Here is a 16,878-nt window from a genome sequence, read left to right as displayed (position 1 = left end):
GGATCGCAGCCTCGTTTCACTCGACAGCTCCTACGCAGCACCCACCATCGGATGCGTTGCCCTGTAGGAGCTGTCGAGTGAAACGAGGCTGCGATCTTTTTAGCTTTTACGCCAGTTCAAAATCAGCAACGTCAGCACACCCGCAACAATCCCCCAGAACGCCGAGCCGATGGAAAACAGCGTCAGCCCCGATGCCGTCACCATAAAGGTAATCAGCGCCGCTTCGCGTTCCTGCACTTGCGCCATGGCAATGCTCAGACCGTTGATGATCGAGCCGAACAGCGCCAGCGCGGCAATCGACAGCACCAGTTCTTTAGGCAACGCGGCAAACAACGCCGCCAGCGTCGCGCCGAATACCCCGGCAATCCCGTAGAAAATCCCGCACCAGACCGCTGCCGTGTAGCGCTTGTTGCGATCCTCATGGGCGTGCGGCCCGGTGCAGATCGCTGCGCTGATGGCGGCCAGGTTGATCCCGTGGGAACCGAACGGCGCCAACAGCAACGAGGCAATCCCGGTGGTGGTGATCAGCGGCGAGGCCGGCACGTTGTAGCCGTCGGCGCGCAAAACGGCGATGCCCGGCATGTTCTGCGAGGTCATCGCCACCACGAACAGCGGGATGCCGATGCTGATGGTCGCGGCCAGGGAGAAATGCGGCGTGGTCCAGACCGGCGTCGCGACTTCCAGGTGAAAGCCACTGAAATCCAGCAACCCCATGAAACCGGCCAGTGCGGTGCCAATCAATAGCGCCGCGAGCACGGCGTAGCGCGGTGACAGGCGCTTGACCAGCAAATACGTGAAGAACATCCCCAGGACCAGCCCGGTGCGGTGCTGGGCGGCGACGAAAATCTCGCTGCCGATCTTGAACAGAATCCCCGCCAGCAACGCTGCCGCCAATGAGGCCGGAATCTTTTTCACCAGCCGTTCGAAACTGCCCGTCAGGCCGCACACGGTCACCAACACTGCGCAAGTAATGTAGGCGCCGATGGCCTCGCCATAGGAAACACCGCCCAGGCTGGTGATTAGCAACGCCGCGCCGGGGGTCGACCAGGCGATGGTAATCGGGGTGCGATAGCGCAAGGACAGGCCGATCGAGCACACCGCCATGCCGATGGAGATTGCCCAGATCCACGACGAAATCTGCCCGCTGCTCAGGCCCGCCGCTTGCCCGGCCTGGAACATCAGCACCAGGGAGCTGGTGTAACCGGTCATCATGGCGATGAACCCGGCGACAATGGCCGAGGGCGACGTGTCGGTCAGGGGACGAAGCTGCGTGTGCGTGACGTCGGTCATGACAGCGGTGTTCCTTATACGGGTGAAGATGTGTAGGAGCTGTCGAGTGAAACGAGGCTGCGATCTTTTGATCTTGGAAAATCAACATCAAAGATCGCAGCCTCGTTTCACTCGACAGCTCCTACAGGATTCTGCGTTCAAGCCTAAACTGAAACGTAACCGGTCGTTGCGATACAGCAAAGGCGACAAACAGCCGTACAGTCGTGTTGCCACCCGCCATTGTGTACAATTGCAGTGTTTTTTACGCGATACTTGCCAGCGACCCACTGTGCCGTATTACAGTCACGGTCAATTCGCCGCAGTTCTCCCGACTCGAGTGCCCATGAACGAACAGTTGCAACCCCTCAAGAAACAACCGCGAGCAGGCAAAGCCGGCCGCAGCGGTACCCAGGACGATATTGTCTACGCGCATATCTTCGAGGCCATCCTCGAACAGCGTCTGGCGCCCGGCACCAAGTTGAGCGAAGAAGCGCTGGGGGAAATTTTCGGGGTCAGTCGCACCATCATTCGCCGCGCGCTGTCGCGTCTGGCCCATGAAGGCGTGGTGTTGCTGCGGCCGAATCGCGGCGCTGTGGTTGCCAGCCCGAGTGTCGAAGAGGCCCGTCAGGTGTTTATGGCGCGGCGTCTGGTGGAGCGGGCGATCACTGAGTTGGCGGTGCAGCACGCCACTGCCGAGCAGATTGCCGACTTGCGGCAGATGGTCAACGACGAGCGCGACAGCTTCTCCCGTGGCGATCGCGGTGCCGGTATTCGTCTGTCGGGCGAGTTTCACTTGAAACTGGCCGAAGCGGCGAAGAACGCGCCGCTGATCAGCTTCCAGCGCAGCCTGGTGTCCCAGACATCGCTGATCATCGCCCAGTATGAGAGCGGCAACCGTTCGCACTGTTCCTACGATGAACACACCCAGTTGATCGATGCCATCGAAGCGCGGGACGCGACGCTGGCAGTGGACCTGATGATGCATCACATGGACCACATCGACAGCAAACTCAACCTCGACGAAGAAAGCGCGTCGGATGATTTGCATGCGGTGTTCTCGCATCTGTTGCAGACCAAGAAGCCAGGGCGCTCGACTGCCAAGCTCTGATTTGTCGGGGCCGCCGAAAAGATCGCAGCCTTCGGCAGCTCCTACAGGGGCAATGCGTACACCCGTAGGAGCTGCCGAAGGCTGCGATCTTTTGGCATTCTGACAGGCAAAAAAAATCCCCCGCAACCAATCATTGCGGGGGATTTTTTATGCCCTGAAAACCTTAACGCTGATGCACCAGATTCCCCGCCGCGTACGTCTGCAGAACAGTCCGGTCATCCCCCAGCGTCATCAACACAAACAACGTCTCGGCAATGTTATTGGCCTGCTTCAGGCGATAGCTCAGCAGCGGCGTCGCGTTGTAGTCCAGCACCAGGAAGTCCGCGTCGGTACCCGGTTGCAGGGTGCCGATCTGGTCTTCCAGCCGCAGCGCGCGGGCGCCGCCGAGGGTGGCGAGGTACAGCGACTTGAACGGGCTCAGCCGTGCGCCTTGCAGCTGCATGACCTTGTACGCTTCGTTCAGGGTTTGCAGCAGCGAGAAACTGGTGCCGCCACCGACGTCCGTGCCCAGTCCGACATTCAGTTTGTGCTTCTCGGCCATCGGCAGGTTGAACAAGCCGCTGCCGAGGAAGAAGTTCGAGGTCGGGCAGAAGGCAATCGCCGATCCGGTCTGTGCCAGGCGCGCGCATTCGTCGTCGCACAGGTGCACACCGTGGGCAAACACTGAGCGCTCGCCGAGCAGTTGGTAGTGGTCGTAGACGTCCAGATAGCCCTTGCGCTCCGGGAACAGTGCCTTGACCCACTCGACTTCCTTGAGGTTTTCGCTGATGTGGGTCTGCATGTACAGATCCGGGTATTCGCTGAGCAACTGACCGGCGAGGGTCAGTTGCTCCGGGGTGCTGGTCGGGGCGAAGCGCGGGGTGACGGCGTAATGCAGGCGGCCCTTGCCGTGCCAGCGCTCGATCAGCGCCTTGCTTTCGACGTAGCTCGATTCGGCGGTGTCGGTCAGGTAGTCCGGCGCGTTGCGATCCATCATTACCTTGCCGGCGATCATCCGCAGATCCAGTTGCTCGGCAGCCTCGAAAAACGAGTTCACCGATTGCGGATGCACGCTGCCGAAGACCAGGGCGGTGGTGGTGCCGTTGCGCAGCAGTTCCTTGATGAAAATATCTGCCACTTCATCGGCGTGAACCTTGTCGGCGAACTGGCTTTCGCACGGAAAGGTGTAGGTGTTCAGCCAGTCCAGCAGTTGCTCGCCGTAGGCGCCGACCATGCCCGTTTGCGGCAGGTGAATGTGGGTGTCGATGAAGCCGGGGGTGATCAGTGCGTCCTGATAATGGGTGATCTCGATGTTGGCCGGCAGCGTTGGCAGCAATTCGCTGGCGTGGCCGATGGCGTTGATCTGGCCGTTCTCGACCACCAGCAGGCCGTCTTCGAAATACTCATACGAGGCTTCGATACCCACTTCGGCAGGGTCGGCGATGCTGTGCAAAATGGCGGCGCGGTAGGCTTTGCGAGTCATTGGCATGGGGTTCTCAATTAGTTCAAAGCTTTTCAGTTAGAAGCTTGGCTGCGGCGTGAAGCAGGCAGCAGTTTGGCGATCGATGATCCGGCGCTGGCGGTGTGCTGGCCGAAATTCGCGTTGTAAGTGGCGATGATTTCGCCGGCGATGGATATGGCGATTTCCACAGGCAACTTGCCTTTGACTTCGCCCAGCCCCATCGGGCAGCGCATGCGTTGCAGCACGGCGCTGTCGAAACCACGATCACGCAGGCGGTGTTCGAACTTCACCCGTTTGGTCTTCGAACCGATCAGGCCGAAGTAGGCGAAGTCGTTGCGCTTGAGGATCGCGGCGGTGAGTTCGAGGTCGAGTTGGTGGTTGTGAGTCATGACAATGCAGTAGCTGCCAGCGGGCAGGTCATCGACTTCATCCAGCGGTTCTTCGGTGACGATTTTGCGCACGCCGTGGGGGATCTGTTCGGGGAATTCGGCTTCCCGCGAATCGATCCAGCGCACCCGGCAGGGCAGGCTGGCGAGCAGCGGCACCAGCGCCCGACCGACGTGGCCGGCGCCGAATACAGCAATCTGCGCTTGCACCTGGCCCATCGGTTCGAACAGCAGCACGGTCACGCCGCCGCAGCACTGGCCCAGGCTGGCACCGAGGCTGAAGCGCTCCAGATGGGTGTCCTGCCGACCGCTGGCAAGCATCTCGCGGCCGATCTGCATGGCCTTGTATTCCAGATGCCCGCCACCAATGGTGTCGAATGTTTGCGTGGCGCTGATGACCATCTTCGAGCCGGCATTGCGCGGCGTTGAGCCGAGCTCTTCGATAATGGTCACCAACACACAGGGTTCACCCCGGTTTTGCAGGTCGGCGAGGGCGTCGATCCAGTTGTACATGGTTCACCTCAACATCTCTGTTGTCTGTTCGGGCCTCATCGCGGGCAAGCCACGCTCCCACAAGGAATGCATCGTACCTGTGGGAGCTTGCTTGCTTGCGATGGCCGCGCCTAGGTCTTACAGCGAAGCCAACTCGGCTTCAGCCTCAACAGGCTTCAAAGCCTTCAACCGGCGCATCTGCTCACACCCCCACAACACCCGCTCCGGCGTCGCCGGCGCGTCGATTTTCGGTTGATGCCGGTAGTCGCCCAAACTCGCCACGGCGTCCTTGATCGCGCACCAGACGGCGATGCCAAGCATGAACGGCGGCTCACCCACAGCCTTGGAATGGAACACCGTGTCTTCCGGGTTCTTGCGGTTTTCCACCAGCTTCACCCGCAGGTCCAACGGCATGTCCGCCACGGCCGGGATCTTGTAGCTGGCCGGGCCGTTGGTCATCAGTTTGCCTTTGTCGTTCCACACCAGTTCTTCCATGGTCAGCCAACCCATGCCCTGGATGAAACCACCCTCGACCTGACCGATGTCGATGGCCGGGTTCAACGAGGCGCCGACGTCGTGGAGGATGTCGGTGCGCAGCATCTTGTACTCGCCCGTCAGGGTGTCGACGATCACCTCGGCGCAGGCCGCGCCGAAGGCGTAGTAGTAGAACGGCCGACCGCGAGCCTGGCTGCGGTCGTAGTAGATTTTCGGAGTCTTGTAGAAGCCAGTGCTCGACAGCGATACCTGGGCGAAATACGCCTGCTGGATCAGCGCTTCGAACGTCAGGATGTGATCGCGAACCCGCACATGACCGTTGTGGAATTCCACGTCTTCTTCGCTGACCTTGTATTGCCGCGCGGCGAATTCCACCAGGCGTTTCTTGATGATCTCCGCGGCATTCTGTGCGGCTTTACCGTTGAGGTCGGCGCCGCTGGAAGCGGCGGTCGGCGAGGTGTTCGGCACTTTGTCGGTGTTGGTCGCGGTGATCTGCACCCGGTCCATTTCTACCTGGAATACTTCAGCCACGACTTGCGCAACCTTGGTGTTCAGGCCCTGGCCCATTTCGGTGCCGCCGTGGTTCAGGTGGATGCTGCCGTCGGTGTAGACATGCACCAGCGCACCGGCCTGGTTGAGGAAACTGGCGGTGAAGGAAATACCGAATTTGACCGGGGTCAGCGCCAGGCCTTTTTTCAGGATCGGGCTGTTGGCGTTGTAGCGACGGATCGCTTCGCGGCGCTCGGCGTACTGGCTGCTGGCTTCCAGTTCGGCGGTCATTTCCTCGAGCATGTTGTGCTCGACGGTCTGGTAGTAATGGGTAACGTTGCGCTCGGTCTTGCCGTAGTAGTTGGCCTTGCGCACCGCCAGTGGGTCGAGGCCCAGATGGCGGGCAATCGCGTCCATCACTTCTTCGATGGCGACCATGCCTTGCGGGCCGCCGAAACCACGGTAAGCGGTGTTCGACGCGGTGTTGGTCTTGCAGCGGTGACCATTGATGGTCGCATCGCCCAGGTAGTACGAGTTGTCGGCATGGAACATCGCGCGGTCGACAATCGAGGCCGACAAATCCGGTGAGCAACCGCAGTTACCGGCCAGCTCCAGGGCGATGCCGTGCAGGCGGCCGGTGCTGTCGAAGCCCACGTCGTACTCGACGTAGAACGGGTGACGCTTACCGGTCATCAGCATGTCTTCAACACGCGGCAGACGCATTTTGGTGGGTTGTCCGGTCAGGTGCGCGATCACCGCGCACAGGCACGCCGGGCTGGCCGCCTGGGTTTCCTTGCCGCCGAAACCACCGCCCATGCGGCGCATGTCGACGACGATCTTGTTCATCGACACGTCCAGCACTTCCGCCACCAGTTTCTGCACTTCGGTGGGGTTCTGGGTCGAGCAGTAAACGATCATCCCGCCGTCTTCAGTCGGCATCACCGAAGAGATCTGGGTTTCCAGATAAAAGTGTTCCTGGCCGCCGATGTGCAGCGTGCCTTGAATGCGATGCTCGGCAGTGGCCAAGGCATTGGCCGAATCGCCACGCTGATGGGTGTGGCTGTCGAGTACGAAATGGCGTTTGCGCAGGGCTTCGACCACGTCCAGGACGGGTTCGAGGTCTTCATATTCGATGATCGCCGCCATCGCGGCTTTGCGCGCGGTTTCCAGGTCTTTCGCGGCGACGGCGAGCACTGGTTGACCGACGAATTGCACGTCATCGATGGCCAGCAGCGGATCGCCCGGCAACAGCGGGCCGATGTCTTTCAGGCCCGGCACGTCTTCGTGGGTGATGGCGATGCGCACGCCTTCGAAGGCGTAGCAGGGCTTGGTGTCGATGCTGATGATTTTCGCGTGGGCGCGGTCCGACAGCCGTGCATAAACGTGCAGCTGATTGGGGAATTCCAGCCGATCGTCGATGTACTGTGCTTCACCGGACACATGCTTGGCGGCGCTGTCGTGCTTGACGCTGCGGCCGACTCCGGTGGTCAGGTCCTTGGCGAACAATTCAGCCAGTTCGGCTTGGGTCTTCTCTACGGCGTGATGATTAGACATAAGCGGTCACCCGAGTCTCGATGTGCGGTGTTTGCAGTTCGATGAAGTATTTGCGCAGCAGGTTCTGCGCGCTGAGCAGGCGGTATTCCTTGCTGGCGCGGAAGTCCGAGAGCGGTGTGAAATCTTCGGCCAGTGCGGCGCAGGCGCGTTCAATGGTGGCGTTGTTGAACGGTGCGCCAACCAGCGCGGCTTCGCAGTTTTTCGCACGTTTGGGGATGGCCGCCATGCCGCCGAAAGCAACGCGGGCGTCGGCGACTACGCCATTGTCGATGCGCAGGTTGAATGCTGCGCAGACTGCGGAAATGTCGTCGTCCAGACGCTTCGACACCTTGTAGGCGCGGAACAGTTGTTCAACGCTGGCGCGAGGCACGATGATCTTCTCGATGAACTCGCTTTCCTGGCGCGCGGTGACCCGGTAATCGATGAAGTAATCTTCCAGGGCCAGGGTGCGGCGAGTCTCGCCTTTGCACAGCACGATCTGCGCGCCAAGGGCGATCAGCAGCGGTGGCGAGTCACCGATCGGCGAGGCGTTGCCGATATTGCCGCCGAGGGTGCCCTGGTTGCGAATCTGCAACGAAGCGAAGCGCTGCAGCAATTCGCCGAAGTCCGGGTACTCGGCCTTCAAAGCGTCGTAACAGTCGGAGAGGGCGGTGGCGGCGCCGATTTCCAGGCGCTCGTCGAAGCGTTCTATGCGCTTCATTTCGGCGACGTTGCCGACGTAGATCATCACCGGCAAGGTGCGGTGGAATTGCGTGACTTCCAGCGCCAGGTCGGTACCGCCGGCCAGCAGGCGGGCCTGTGGATAAGCGTCGTAGAGGTCGGCCAGATCGGCCACGGTCAGCGGCACCAGGCAGCGTTTGTCGCCACTGTTGAGTTCACCGATGTCGGTGGGGGCGATGGCTTTCAGGCGAGCGATGGTGTCAGCCTCACGGGCATCGAACTGGTCCGGTTGCTTGCCGCAGCAGGATTGCTCGGCGGCGGCCAGGATCGGCCGATAACCAGTGCAGCGGCAGAGGTTGCCGGCCAGGGCTTCATGGGCCTTGTGGGAGTCCGGTTGATCGCTGTTCTTTTGCAGGGCGAACAGCGACATGACAAAGCCCGGGGTGCAGAAACCGCATTGCGAGCCATGGCACTCGACCATGGCTTTTTGCACGCTGTGCAGTTGGCCTTGGTGCTTGAGGTCTTCGACGCTGATCAGTTGCTTGCCGTGCAGCGACGAAACAAAGGTCAGGCACGAGTTGAGGCTGCGATAGCGAATGTGTTCGCGGCCATCGTCATCCGTCTGCAGCTCGCCGACCACCACAGTGCACGCGCCACAGTCACCGCTGGCGCAGCCTTCTTTGGTGCCGGGTTTGCCCACATGTTCGCGCAAGTAATTGAGCACAGTCAGGTTCGGGTCCAGGGCGTGCTCGCTACGGAGTTCCTGGTTGAGTAAAAACTGGATCACGGATGGCCTCGCAGACTCATTATTGTTGTTAACCGACATGAACCGAATTTATCAGGTCTGACTTTCCGGTCAATGATTTTCTGACTTAAAGGTCAGGAAATAGCGTTTTGTCGATCAACGACTCGTTCCTTCATTATTGACCCTCACGGGATAGCCTGCTTTTTGCTTGAATCGTGCCAAAAACCGCTGGGTGGGCACTCCGCCATGACCCCTCAATTGCGCTACACTGCGCCGCTTGTGCAGATCGAAGAGTTTGAAGGACAACCATGACGTTCAAGGCGCCGGACAGCCTCGCCGAGCAAATCGCTCACCACCTCGCCGAACGTATCATTCGCGGCGAAATGAAGCCGGGGGAGCGCATCCAGGAACAGAAGGTCACGCTGGCCCTCAATGTCAGCCGCGGTTCAGTCCGTGAGGCCTTGCTGATCCTCGAACGCCGCCACTTGATCGCGATTTTGCCGCGACGTGGCGCCCACGTGACCGAACTGACGGCGCACAAGGTGCAGAGCCTGTGCACGCTGATGAGCGAGTTGTACATATTGCTCGGCAACGCCGTGGCCAGCGGTTGGCAAGTCCAGGCCGACATGGTGCCATTCCTGCAGATCCAGCAGCGCCTGACCGCCAGCTACGAACGCCAGGACATCCGCACGTTCGTCGACGACAGCTTCAGCGTGATGCGCGCCGCGTATCCGTTCGCCAACAACCCGTACTTGCAGGAAACCGTCGAGAATCTGCAGCCGGCCATGAGCCGTGCGTATTTCCTGGCGTTGGAGCAGCGCAAGGCCTCGATGAGCGAGTTCCTGGAACTGTTCGAACGCCTGCTGGCCGCCGTGCTGGCCCGTGACTTTGCGCAGATCCGCGTGGTGCTGACGGCGTATGCCCAGCGCAGTTGCGATCTGGTGGTTTCTGCCTTGACGGTCGCTTAAGCGTGCGGCTCAAGTGCATTAAACTGGCGGGGTTCAAATCCTTCGTCGACCCGACCACGGTGAACTTCCCCAGTAACATGGCGGCGGTGGTCGGGCCCAATGGTTGTGGCAAGTCGAACATCATCGACGCCGTGCGTTGGGTGATGGGCGAGAGCTCGGCCAAGAACTTGCGCGGCGAGTCGATGACCGACGTCATCTTCAACGGCTCAACCAGCCGTAAGCCGGTGAGCCAGGCGAGCATCGAACTGGTGTTCGATAACTCCGACGGCACCTTGCTCGGCGAATGGGCGGCCTATGCGGAAATTTCCATTCGCCGCAAAGTGACCCGCGACAGCCAGACCACCTATTACCTCAACGGCGCCAAATGCCGCCGCCGCGATATCACCGACATTTTTCTGGGTACCGGCCTCGGCCCGCGCAGCTATTCGATTATCGAGCAGGGGATGATCTCCAAGCTGATCGAATCCAAGCCCGAAGACCTGCGCAATTTCATCGAAGAAGCGGCGGGCATCTCCAAGTACAAGGAGCGTCGACGCGAAACCGAAAACCGCATCCGCCGCACCCACGAAAACCTGGCCCGCCTGACCGACCTGCGCGAAGAGCTCGAGCGTCAGCTTGAACGCTTGCACCGCCAGGCCGAGGCGGCCAAGAAGTATCAGGAATACAAGGGCGAAGAGCGTCAGCTCAAGGCCCAGTTGTCAGCCCTGCGCTGGCAGGCGCTGAACGAGCAGGTTGGCCAGCGCGAAGCGATCATCGGCACCCAGGAAATCACCTTCGAAGCCCTGGTGGCCGAGCAGCGCAACGCCGACGCGGCCATCGAACGCCTGCGTGACGGGCATCACGACCTGTCCGAGCGCTTCAATCTGGTGCAGGGGCGCTTCTATTCGGTCGGCGGCGACATCGCCCGGGTCGAGCAGAGCATCCAGCACGGCCAGCAGCGCTTGCGTCAATTGCAGGACGATCTGAAAGAAGCCGAGCGCGCGCGGTTGGAAACCGAATCGCACTTGGGCCATGACCGCACCTTGCTGCTGACCCTGGGCGAAGAGCTGGACATGCTCACGCCGGAACAGGAAGTCACCAGCGCCGCCGCCGAAGAAGCCGCCGCCGCACTGGAAGAATCCGAAACCACCATGCACGGCTGGCAGGAGCAGTGGGACACTTTCAACCTCACCGCCGCCGAGCCGCGTCGCCAGGCTGAAGTTCAGCAGTCGCGGATCCAGCAGCTGGAAACCAGCATGGAGCGATTGGCCGATCGCCAGAAGCGTCTGGCCGAAGAGCGCGCGCTGCTCTCGGCAGACCCGGAAGACGCGGCGATCATGGAACTCAGCGAGCAGTTGGCCGCATCCGAGGCGACGCTGGAAGACTTGCAGGCCAGTGAAGAAGCGCAAGTTGAACGCCTCGAGCAACTGCGTCAGGAATTGCAGCAAGCGCTGTCGGCACAGCAACAAGCCCAAGGTGATTTGCAGCGGCTCAACGGTCGGCTGGCATCTTTGGAAGCCTTGCAGCAAGCCGCGCTCGATCCGGGCACCGGCACCGCCGAATGGCTGCGCGAACAGCATCTGGCGGATCGTCCGCGTTTGGCCGAAGGCCTGAAAGTTGAAGCGGGTTGGGAGCTGGCGGTGGAAACCGTGCTCGGCGCCGACCTGCAAGCGGTGCTGGTGGACGACTTCGGTGATTTCGATCTGGCCGGGTTTGCCCAAGGCGATCTGCGCCTGCTCAGCCCGGCCAGCGATGGCGTGCGCATGCCCGGCAGTTTGCTCGACAAGGTCGAGGCGCAGATCGATCTGTCGCCTTGGCTGGGGCAGGTCAAGCCGGTCGACAGCCTTGAACAGGCCTTGGCCTTGCGCGGGCAATTGGCTGCCGGCCAAAGCCTGATCAGCCGCGACGGTTACTGGGTCGGCAGGCACTTTTTACGCGTGCGTCGGGCCAGCGAGGCAGAAAGCGGCGTGCTCGCCCGTGGCCAGGAAATCCAGCGGCTGGGGCTTGAGCGCGAAGAGCGCGAAGCCACGGTTGAAACTCTGGAAACCCAGCTTCAGAATCTCAGGGCGCAACAGCGTCAGCAGGAAAACGGCCGCGAACATTTACGCCGTCTGCTGCAAGACGAAGCGCGTCAGCAGGGTGAGTTGAAAGCCCAGTTGTCGGCTGGTAAAGCCAAGGTCGAACAGTTGACCCTGCGCCGCAGCCGTCTCGATGAAGAACTCACCGAGCTCAGCGAACAGCGCGCCCTGGAACACGAAAACATCGGCGAAGCGCGCCTGCAATTGCAGGAAGCCCTCGACAGCATGGCGGTGGATACCGAGCAGCGCGAGTTGCTGCTGGCCCAGCGCGACAGCCTGCGCGAACGCCTCGACCGGGTGCGCCAGGAAGCCCGGCAGCACAAGGACCATGCGCATCAATTGGCGGTGCGCCTGGGGTCGCTGAAGGCGCAACACGATTCCACCCGTCAGGCTCTTGAGCGGCTGGAAATGCAGGCAGAGCGCCTGACCGAGAAGCGCGAACAGCTGAGCCTCAACCTGGAAGAGGGCGAGGCGCCGCTGGAAGAGCTGCGGCTGAAGCTCGAAGAGTTGCTCGACAAACGCATGACTGTCGACGAAGAGCTCAAGACCGCGCAAATCGCCATGGAAGACGCCGACCGTGAACTGCGCGATGCCGAAAAGCGCCGGACTCAGGCCGAGCAGCAATCCCAGTTGATTCGCAGCCAGCTCGAACAGCAGCGCATGGAATGGCAAGCGTTGACGGTGCGACGCAAGACCTTGCAGGATCAATTGCTCGAAGACGGCTACGATCTCAATGGCGTGCTCGCCACACTGGTGGCCGGGGTCAGCGAGAAAGACGCCGAAGAAGAACTCGAGCGTATTGCCGCGCGGATTCAGCGCCTCGGCGCGATCAACCTCGCGGCCATCGACGAATACCAGCAACAATCCGAGCGTAAACGTTATCTGGATGCCCAGAACGACGATCTGGTGGAAGCACTGGACACTCTCGAGAACGTGATTCGCAAGATCGACAAGGAAACCCGGAACCGCTTCAAAGATACCTTTGATCAGATCAATGGCGGTTTACAGGCCCTTTTCCCAAAAGTTTTCGGTGGAGGCAGCGCCTATTTGGAACTGACGGGCGAAGATCTACTCGATACAGGGGTGACGATCATGGCGCGGCCGCCAGGAAAGAAGAACAGCACCATCCATTTGCTCTCCGGTGGCGAAAAAGCCCTGACCGCATTGGCCCTGGTATTTGCCATCTTCAAGTTGAATCCGGCGCCGTTCTGCATGCTCGATGAGGTTGACGCACCATTGGATGACGCTAACGTTGGACGCTACGCGCGGCTGGTCAAAGAGATGTCGCAGACGGTGCAGTTCATCTATATCACCCACAACAAGATCGCCATGGAAATGGCCGATCAATTGATGGGGGTGACGATGCACGAACCGGGTTGCTCGCGTCTGGTGGCAGTGGATGTGGAGGAGGCGATGGCCATGGTGGACGCCTGAGTCATTGCATGTAGGGCAGGTAATTTTGAGCTGTAGGGCTTTTTTACCTGGCTTGACTTGCTGGCCAATCGACATATTCGCGCAAGCCAATGTGACAGACGGTGTAAAGTTATCTTTGGTCGTGCTAGTTTAATGTCAATTTTTCGTATGCGTGGGCAAAACGCCTGTCAGAACATAGAGTTGGCGCCACGTTTTAAAGCGGTTTACACAATGTAAACCCCTTATTTTTCAGCATTTTTTATAGAGGCACGGGATTACATGGAAATCGGTCTGCGCGAGTGGCTGATCGTCATCGGCATTATTGTCATTGCCGGTATTCTTTTCGATGGCTGGCGTCGCATGCGCGGCGGCAAGGGAAAACTGAAATTCCGTCTTGACCGAAGTCTGTCCAACCTGCCCGACGAGGACACCAGCGCCGAGCTGTTGGGCCCGCCCCGCGTGCTGGACACCCAGAAAGAACCGCAACTGGACGAGCACGACTTGCCGTCGGTGAGCATGCCTGCCCGTGAACCGCGCGAATCGGGTTCCAAGCGTGGCAAGCGTGGCCATGGCGAGCCGTCGCAAGGCGATATGAACCTCAGCCTGGACCTGGACGGCGGCCCGAGCTTCAGCAGCCGTGACAACGATTTCCCGGATGACAGCAAGTCCGCCAGCTCGCCTGAAAAAGATCAGCCACAAGCCGAAGAAGTGCTGGTGATCAGTGTGATCTGCCGCGACCCGGCCGGCTTCAAGGGCCCGGCGCTGTTGCAGAACATTCTGGAAAGCGGTCTGCGTTTCGGCGAGATGGACATTTTCCACCGCCACGAAAGCATGGCCGGTAACGGCGAAGTGCTGTTCTCCATGGCTAACGCGGTCAAGCCGGGCGTTTTCGATCTGGATGATATCGACCACTTCAGCACCCCGGCGGTGAGCTTCTTCCTCGGCCTGCCAGGCCCGCGTCATCCGAAGCAAGCCTTCGACGTGATGGTAGCGGCGGCGCGCAAGCTGTCCCAGGAGCTGAACGGCGAGCTGAAAGACGACCAGCGCAGCGTGCTGACCGCCCAGACAATTGAGCACTACCGTCAGCGCATCGTCGAATTCGAACGCCGCGCATTGACCCAGAAGCGCTGAGGTCAAAGGATCGCAGCCTCGTTTCACTCGACAGCTCCTACAGGGTTCGCGATTTTCTGTAGGAGCTGTCGAGTGAAACGAGGCTGCGATCCCTTGATCTTGATGAAATGAGATTGAGCAGCCTCGGCTGCTCTTTTGCTTTATGAGAGAACACCCATGACTGCCGCCGAAACCCGCATTCTAGAGCTGCGCGCCGAGCTCGATCAGCACAACTATCGCTACCATGTGCTGGATGAGCCGAGCATTCCGGACGCCGAATACGATCGCTTGTTCCATGAGCTCAAGGCCCTTGAAGCGGCCCATCCCGAGCTGATCACCAGTGACTCGCCGACCCAGCGTGTCGGCAGTGCGGCGCTGTCGGCGTTCACTCAGGTGCGTCATGAAGTGCCGATGCTCAGCCTTGGCAACGCCTTCGAAGAAACCGACATGCGCGAGTTCGACCGTCGGGTGACGGAAGGGCTGGACCTGCCGGTCGGCGACCTGTTCGGTGGCGGCGCAGCGGTGGAGTACAGCTGCGAACCCAAGCTCGATGGCCTGGCGGTCAGCCTGCTGTATCAGGACGGTATGCTGGTGCGCGGCGCCACTCGCGGCGATGGCACCACGGGCGAAGACATCAGCGTCAACGTGCGCACCGTGCGCAATATCCCGCTCAAGCTGCATGGCAGCGGCTGGCCGGCGACCCTGGAAGTGCGCGGCGAAGTGTTCATGTCCAAGGCCGGTTTCGAGCGGCTCAACGCCACGCAACTGGAAGTCGGCGGCAAGACCTTCGCCAATCCGCGGAACGCGGCGGCAGGTAGCTTGCGGCAGCTGGATTCAAAGATCACCGCCAACCGTCCGCTGGAATTCTGCTGCTACGGCATCGGCCAGGTTTCCGCCGATATCGCCGACACGCACATTGGCAATCTGCAGCAACTCAAGATCTGGGGTATGCCGATCAGTCATGAATTGAAATCGGCTCGTGGCATCGATGAGTGCCTGGATTACTACCGCGACATCGGCGAACGCCGCAATGCGCTGCCCTATGAAATCGACGGCGTGGTGTTCAAGGTCAACAGCATTGCCTCCCAGCGCGAGTTGGGTTTTCGTGCTCGCGAACCGCGTTGGGCTATCGCGCATAAATTCCCGGCGATGGAAGAACTCACCGAGTTGCTCGATGTGGAGTTTCAGGTCGGCCGCACCGGTGCCGTGACGCCGGTGGCACGCTTGAAACCGGTCAAGGTCGCCGGCGTTACCGTGGCCAATGCGACGCTGCACAACATGGATGAGGTTGCGCGGTTGGGGCTGATGATCGGCGACACCGTGATCATCCGTCGCGCCGGTGACGTTATTCCGCAAGTGGTGCAAGTGGTCATCGAGCGTCGTCCTGAGGATGCACGACCGGTACAGATTCCCGAGCAGTGCCCGGTCTGCGGTTCGCATGTCGAGCGTACGCAGCTGGTCAAGCGCAGCAAGGGTCGCGAGACTGTCAGCGAAGGCGCGGTGTATCGCTGCGTCGGCCGTCTGGCCTGCGGTGCGCAACTCAAGCAGGCGATCATTCACTTCGTTTCGCGTCGCGCCATGGACATCGAAGGGCTGGGCGAGAAGAGCGTCGAGCAACTGGTGGATGAAGGTCTGGTGAATTCGCCAGCCGATTTGTACGCATTGACCTTCGAACAAATCGTCGACCTTGAAGGCTTTGCCGAGCTGTCGAGCAAGAACCTGCTCGGCGCTATCGAAGACAGCAAGCGGCCGAGTCTGGCGCGGTTCATCTATGCCTTGGGTATCCCTGATGTCGGCGAAGAGACGGCCAAGGTGCTTGCGCGGTCTCTCGGCTCGCTGGAGCGTGTTCAGCAGGCGTTGCCGCAAGTGCTCACGTACCTGCCGGATGTCGGGCTGGAAGTGGCTCACGAGATTCACAGCTTCTTTGAAGACCCGCATAATCAGCAGGTGATCGCCAATCTGTTGAAGCACGGCCTGCAGATTCAGGATCAGGGAGCGTTGGCTGCCGAATTCGCTGCAAGCACCACGCTTGGCGGTTTTCTCGACAAGCTGAACATTCCTTCGGTCGGGCCGGGCGGGGCGCAGAAGCTTGCCGACAAATTCGGCTCGCTTGAAGCGGTGATGAATGCTGACTGGCTGGACATGCGTCAGACGCTGCCGGAGAAACAGGCAAATTCGGTGCGTGAGTTTTTTGCGGTCGCAGAAAATCGTCAGCTCGCCGAGTCCGCTGAAAAGCAGCTGCGCGATTTTGGCATGCATTGGCAGAGCGAGAAAAAAGTCGTCGAAGGATTGCCGCTGGCCGGGCAGACCTGGGTGCTGACCGGTTCGTTGGAACTGATGAGTCGCGACGTTGCCAAGGACAAACTTGAAAGCCTCGGGGCCAAGGTGGCCGGTTCGGTATCGGCCAAGACTCATTGCGTGGTCGCCGGGCCGGGCGCAGGTTCGAAGCTGGCCAAGGCCAATGAGCTGGGGTTGAAGGTGCTGGATGAAGAGGCGTTTGTCGAGTTTCTGAAGAAGCACGGTATCGACGTTTAAGATCGCCAAAAGATCGCAGCCTTCGACAGCTCCTACGGGTGTACGCCTTTCCACTGTAGGAGCTGCCGAAGGCTGCGATCTTTTGATTTTACCCAGGCAGAGCGTGGGAACGATCATTGCAGAGGAATGATCTAGTCTTGGCAGTCCCCAAAGAGA

General features: G+C 60.4%; 10 protein-coding genes. 5 read left to right on the top strand and 5 right to left on the bottom strand.

Annotation, left to right across the window (positions count from 1 at the left end):
- Positions 1 to 99: 99 nt before the first annotated feature.
- Entirely contained in the window at positions 100 to 1,290 is a 1,191-nt protein-coding gene (locus LOY36_RS19180) for a benzoate/H(+) symporter BenE family transporter (protein WP_019648272.1), read from the bottom strand.
- Between the two features lie 322 nt (positions 1,291 to 1,612).
- On the opposite strand from LOY36_RS19180, the gene LOY36_RS19175 reads away from it, so the two are divergent.
- Entirely contained in the window at positions 1,613 to 2,377 is a 765-nt protein-coding gene (locus LOY36_RS19175; protein WP_007941070.1) for a GntR family transcriptional regulator, read from the top strand.
- A gap of 163 nt (positions 2,378 to 2,540) precedes the next feature.
- Here the strand turns inward: LOY36_RS19175 and guaD are convergent, their stop codons facing one another.
- The 4 genes from guaD to xdhA form a co-directional block, all read right to left on the bottom strand.
- A complete protein-coding gene (guaD, locus tag LOY36_RS19170) occupies positions 2,541 to 3,839 on the bottom strand; it encodes a guanine deaminase (protein ID WP_258674206.1) in 1,299 nt (432 codons plus the stop codon).
- Positions 3,840 to 3,871: 32 nt separating this feature from the next.
- Complete coding sequence (gene xdhC, locus LOY36_RS19165) at positions 3,872 to 4,717, bottom strand: xanthine dehydrogenase accessory protein XdhC (protein ID WP_019579882.1); 846 nt, start codon at positions 4,715 to 4,717, stop codon at positions 3,872 to 3,874.
- A gap of 117 nt (positions 4,718 to 4,834) precedes the next feature.
- A complete protein-coding gene (xdhB, locus tag LOY36_RS19160) occupies positions 4,835 to 7,234 on the bottom strand; it encodes a xanthine dehydrogenase molybdopterin binding subunit (protein WP_258670190.1) in 2,400 nt (799 codons plus the stop codon).
- Positions 7,227 to 8,681: a xanthine dehydrogenase small subunit gene (gene xdhA / locus LOY36_RS19155; protein ID WP_258670188.1), complete on the bottom strand. Its 1,455-nt coding sequence runs from the start codon at positions 8,679 to 8,681 to the stop codon at positions 7,227 to 7,229. The genes xdhB and xdhA overlap by 8 nt, the downstream gene beginning before the upstream one ends.
- A gap of 266 nt (positions 8,682 to 8,947) precedes the next feature.
- On the opposite strand from xdhA, the gene LOY36_RS19150 reads away from it, so the two are divergent.
- The 4 genes from LOY36_RS19150 to ligA all read left to right on the top strand — a co-directional run bounded on the left by LOY36_RS19150 (position 8,948) and on the right by ligA (position 16,722).
- The gene (locus LOY36_RS19150) at positions 8,948 to 9,607 is read left to right on the top strand and encodes a GntR family transcriptional regulator (RefSeq protein WP_019648276.1); all 660 of its coding nucleotides are present in this window, start codon (positions 8,948 to 8,950) and stop codon (positions 9,605 to 9,607) included.
- Positions 9,608 to 9,609: 2 nt separating this feature from the next.
- Positions 9,610 to 13,098: a chromosome segregation protein SMC gene (smc, locus tag LOY36_RS19145; protein ID WP_258670185.1), complete on the top strand. Its 3,489-nt coding sequence runs from the start codon at positions 9,610 to 9,612 to the stop codon at positions 13,096 to 13,098.
- A gap of 258 nt (positions 13,099 to 13,356) precedes the next feature.
- Positions 13,357 to 14,208 (top strand): cell division protein ZipA, encoded by an 852-nt coding sequence (gene zipA, locus LOY36_RS19140; RefSeq protein WP_019579886.1) that lies wholly within the window; start codon positions 13,357 to 13,359, stop codon positions 14,206 to 14,208.
- Positions 14,209 to 14,364: 156 nt separating this feature from the next.
- Positions 14,365 to 16,722: an NAD-dependent DNA ligase LigA gene (gene ligA, locus LOY36_RS19135; RefSeq protein WP_258670182.1), complete on the top strand. Its 2,358-nt coding sequence runs from the start codon at positions 14,365 to 14,367 to the stop codon at positions 16,720 to 16,722.
- Positions 16,723 to 16,878: the final 156 nt, after the last annotated feature.

This window comes from Pseudomonas sp. B21-019 (assembly GCF_024749225.1).
Lineage (GTDB): Bacteria > Pseudomonadota > Gammaproteobacteria > Pseudomonadales > Pseudomonadaceae > Aquipseudomonas.
Note: the sequence above shows the minus strand (reverse complement) of the source record. Positions and strands in the feature narration are given on the sequence as shown.

Bases quoted from the DNA above. Each gene is read 5' to 3' on its own strand.
- LOY36_RS19180 (WP_019648272.1), bottom strand. From the start codon at position 1,290: ATGACCGACGTCACGCACACGCAGCTTCGTCCCCTGACCGACACGTCG.
- LOY36_RS19175 (WP_007941070.1), top strand. From the start codon at position 1,613: ATGAACGAACAGTTGCAACCCCTCAAGAAACAACCGCGAGCAGGCAAA.
- guaD (WP_258674206.1), bottom strand. From the start codon at position 3,839: ATGACTCGCAAAGCCTACCGCGCCGCCATTTTGCACAGCATCGCCGAC.
- xdhC (WP_019579882.1), bottom strand. From the start codon at position 4,717: ATGTACAACTGGATCGACGCCCTCGCCGACCTGCAAAACCGGGGTGAA.
- xdhB (WP_258670190.1), bottom strand. From the start codon at position 7,234: ATGTCTAATCATCACGCCGTAGAGAAGACCCAAGCCGAACTGGCTGAA.
- LOY36_RS19150 (WP_019648276.1), top strand. From the start codon at position 8,948: ATGACGTTCAAGGCGCCGGACAGCCTCGCCGAGCAAATCGCTCACCAC.
- zipA (WP_019579886.1), top strand. From the start codon at position 13,357: ATGGAAATCGGTCTGCGCGAGTGGCTGATCGTCATCGGCATTATTGTC.
- ligA (WP_258670182.1), top strand. From the start codon at position 14,365: ATGACTGCCGCCGAAACCCGCATTCTAGAGCTGCGCGCCGAGCTCGAT.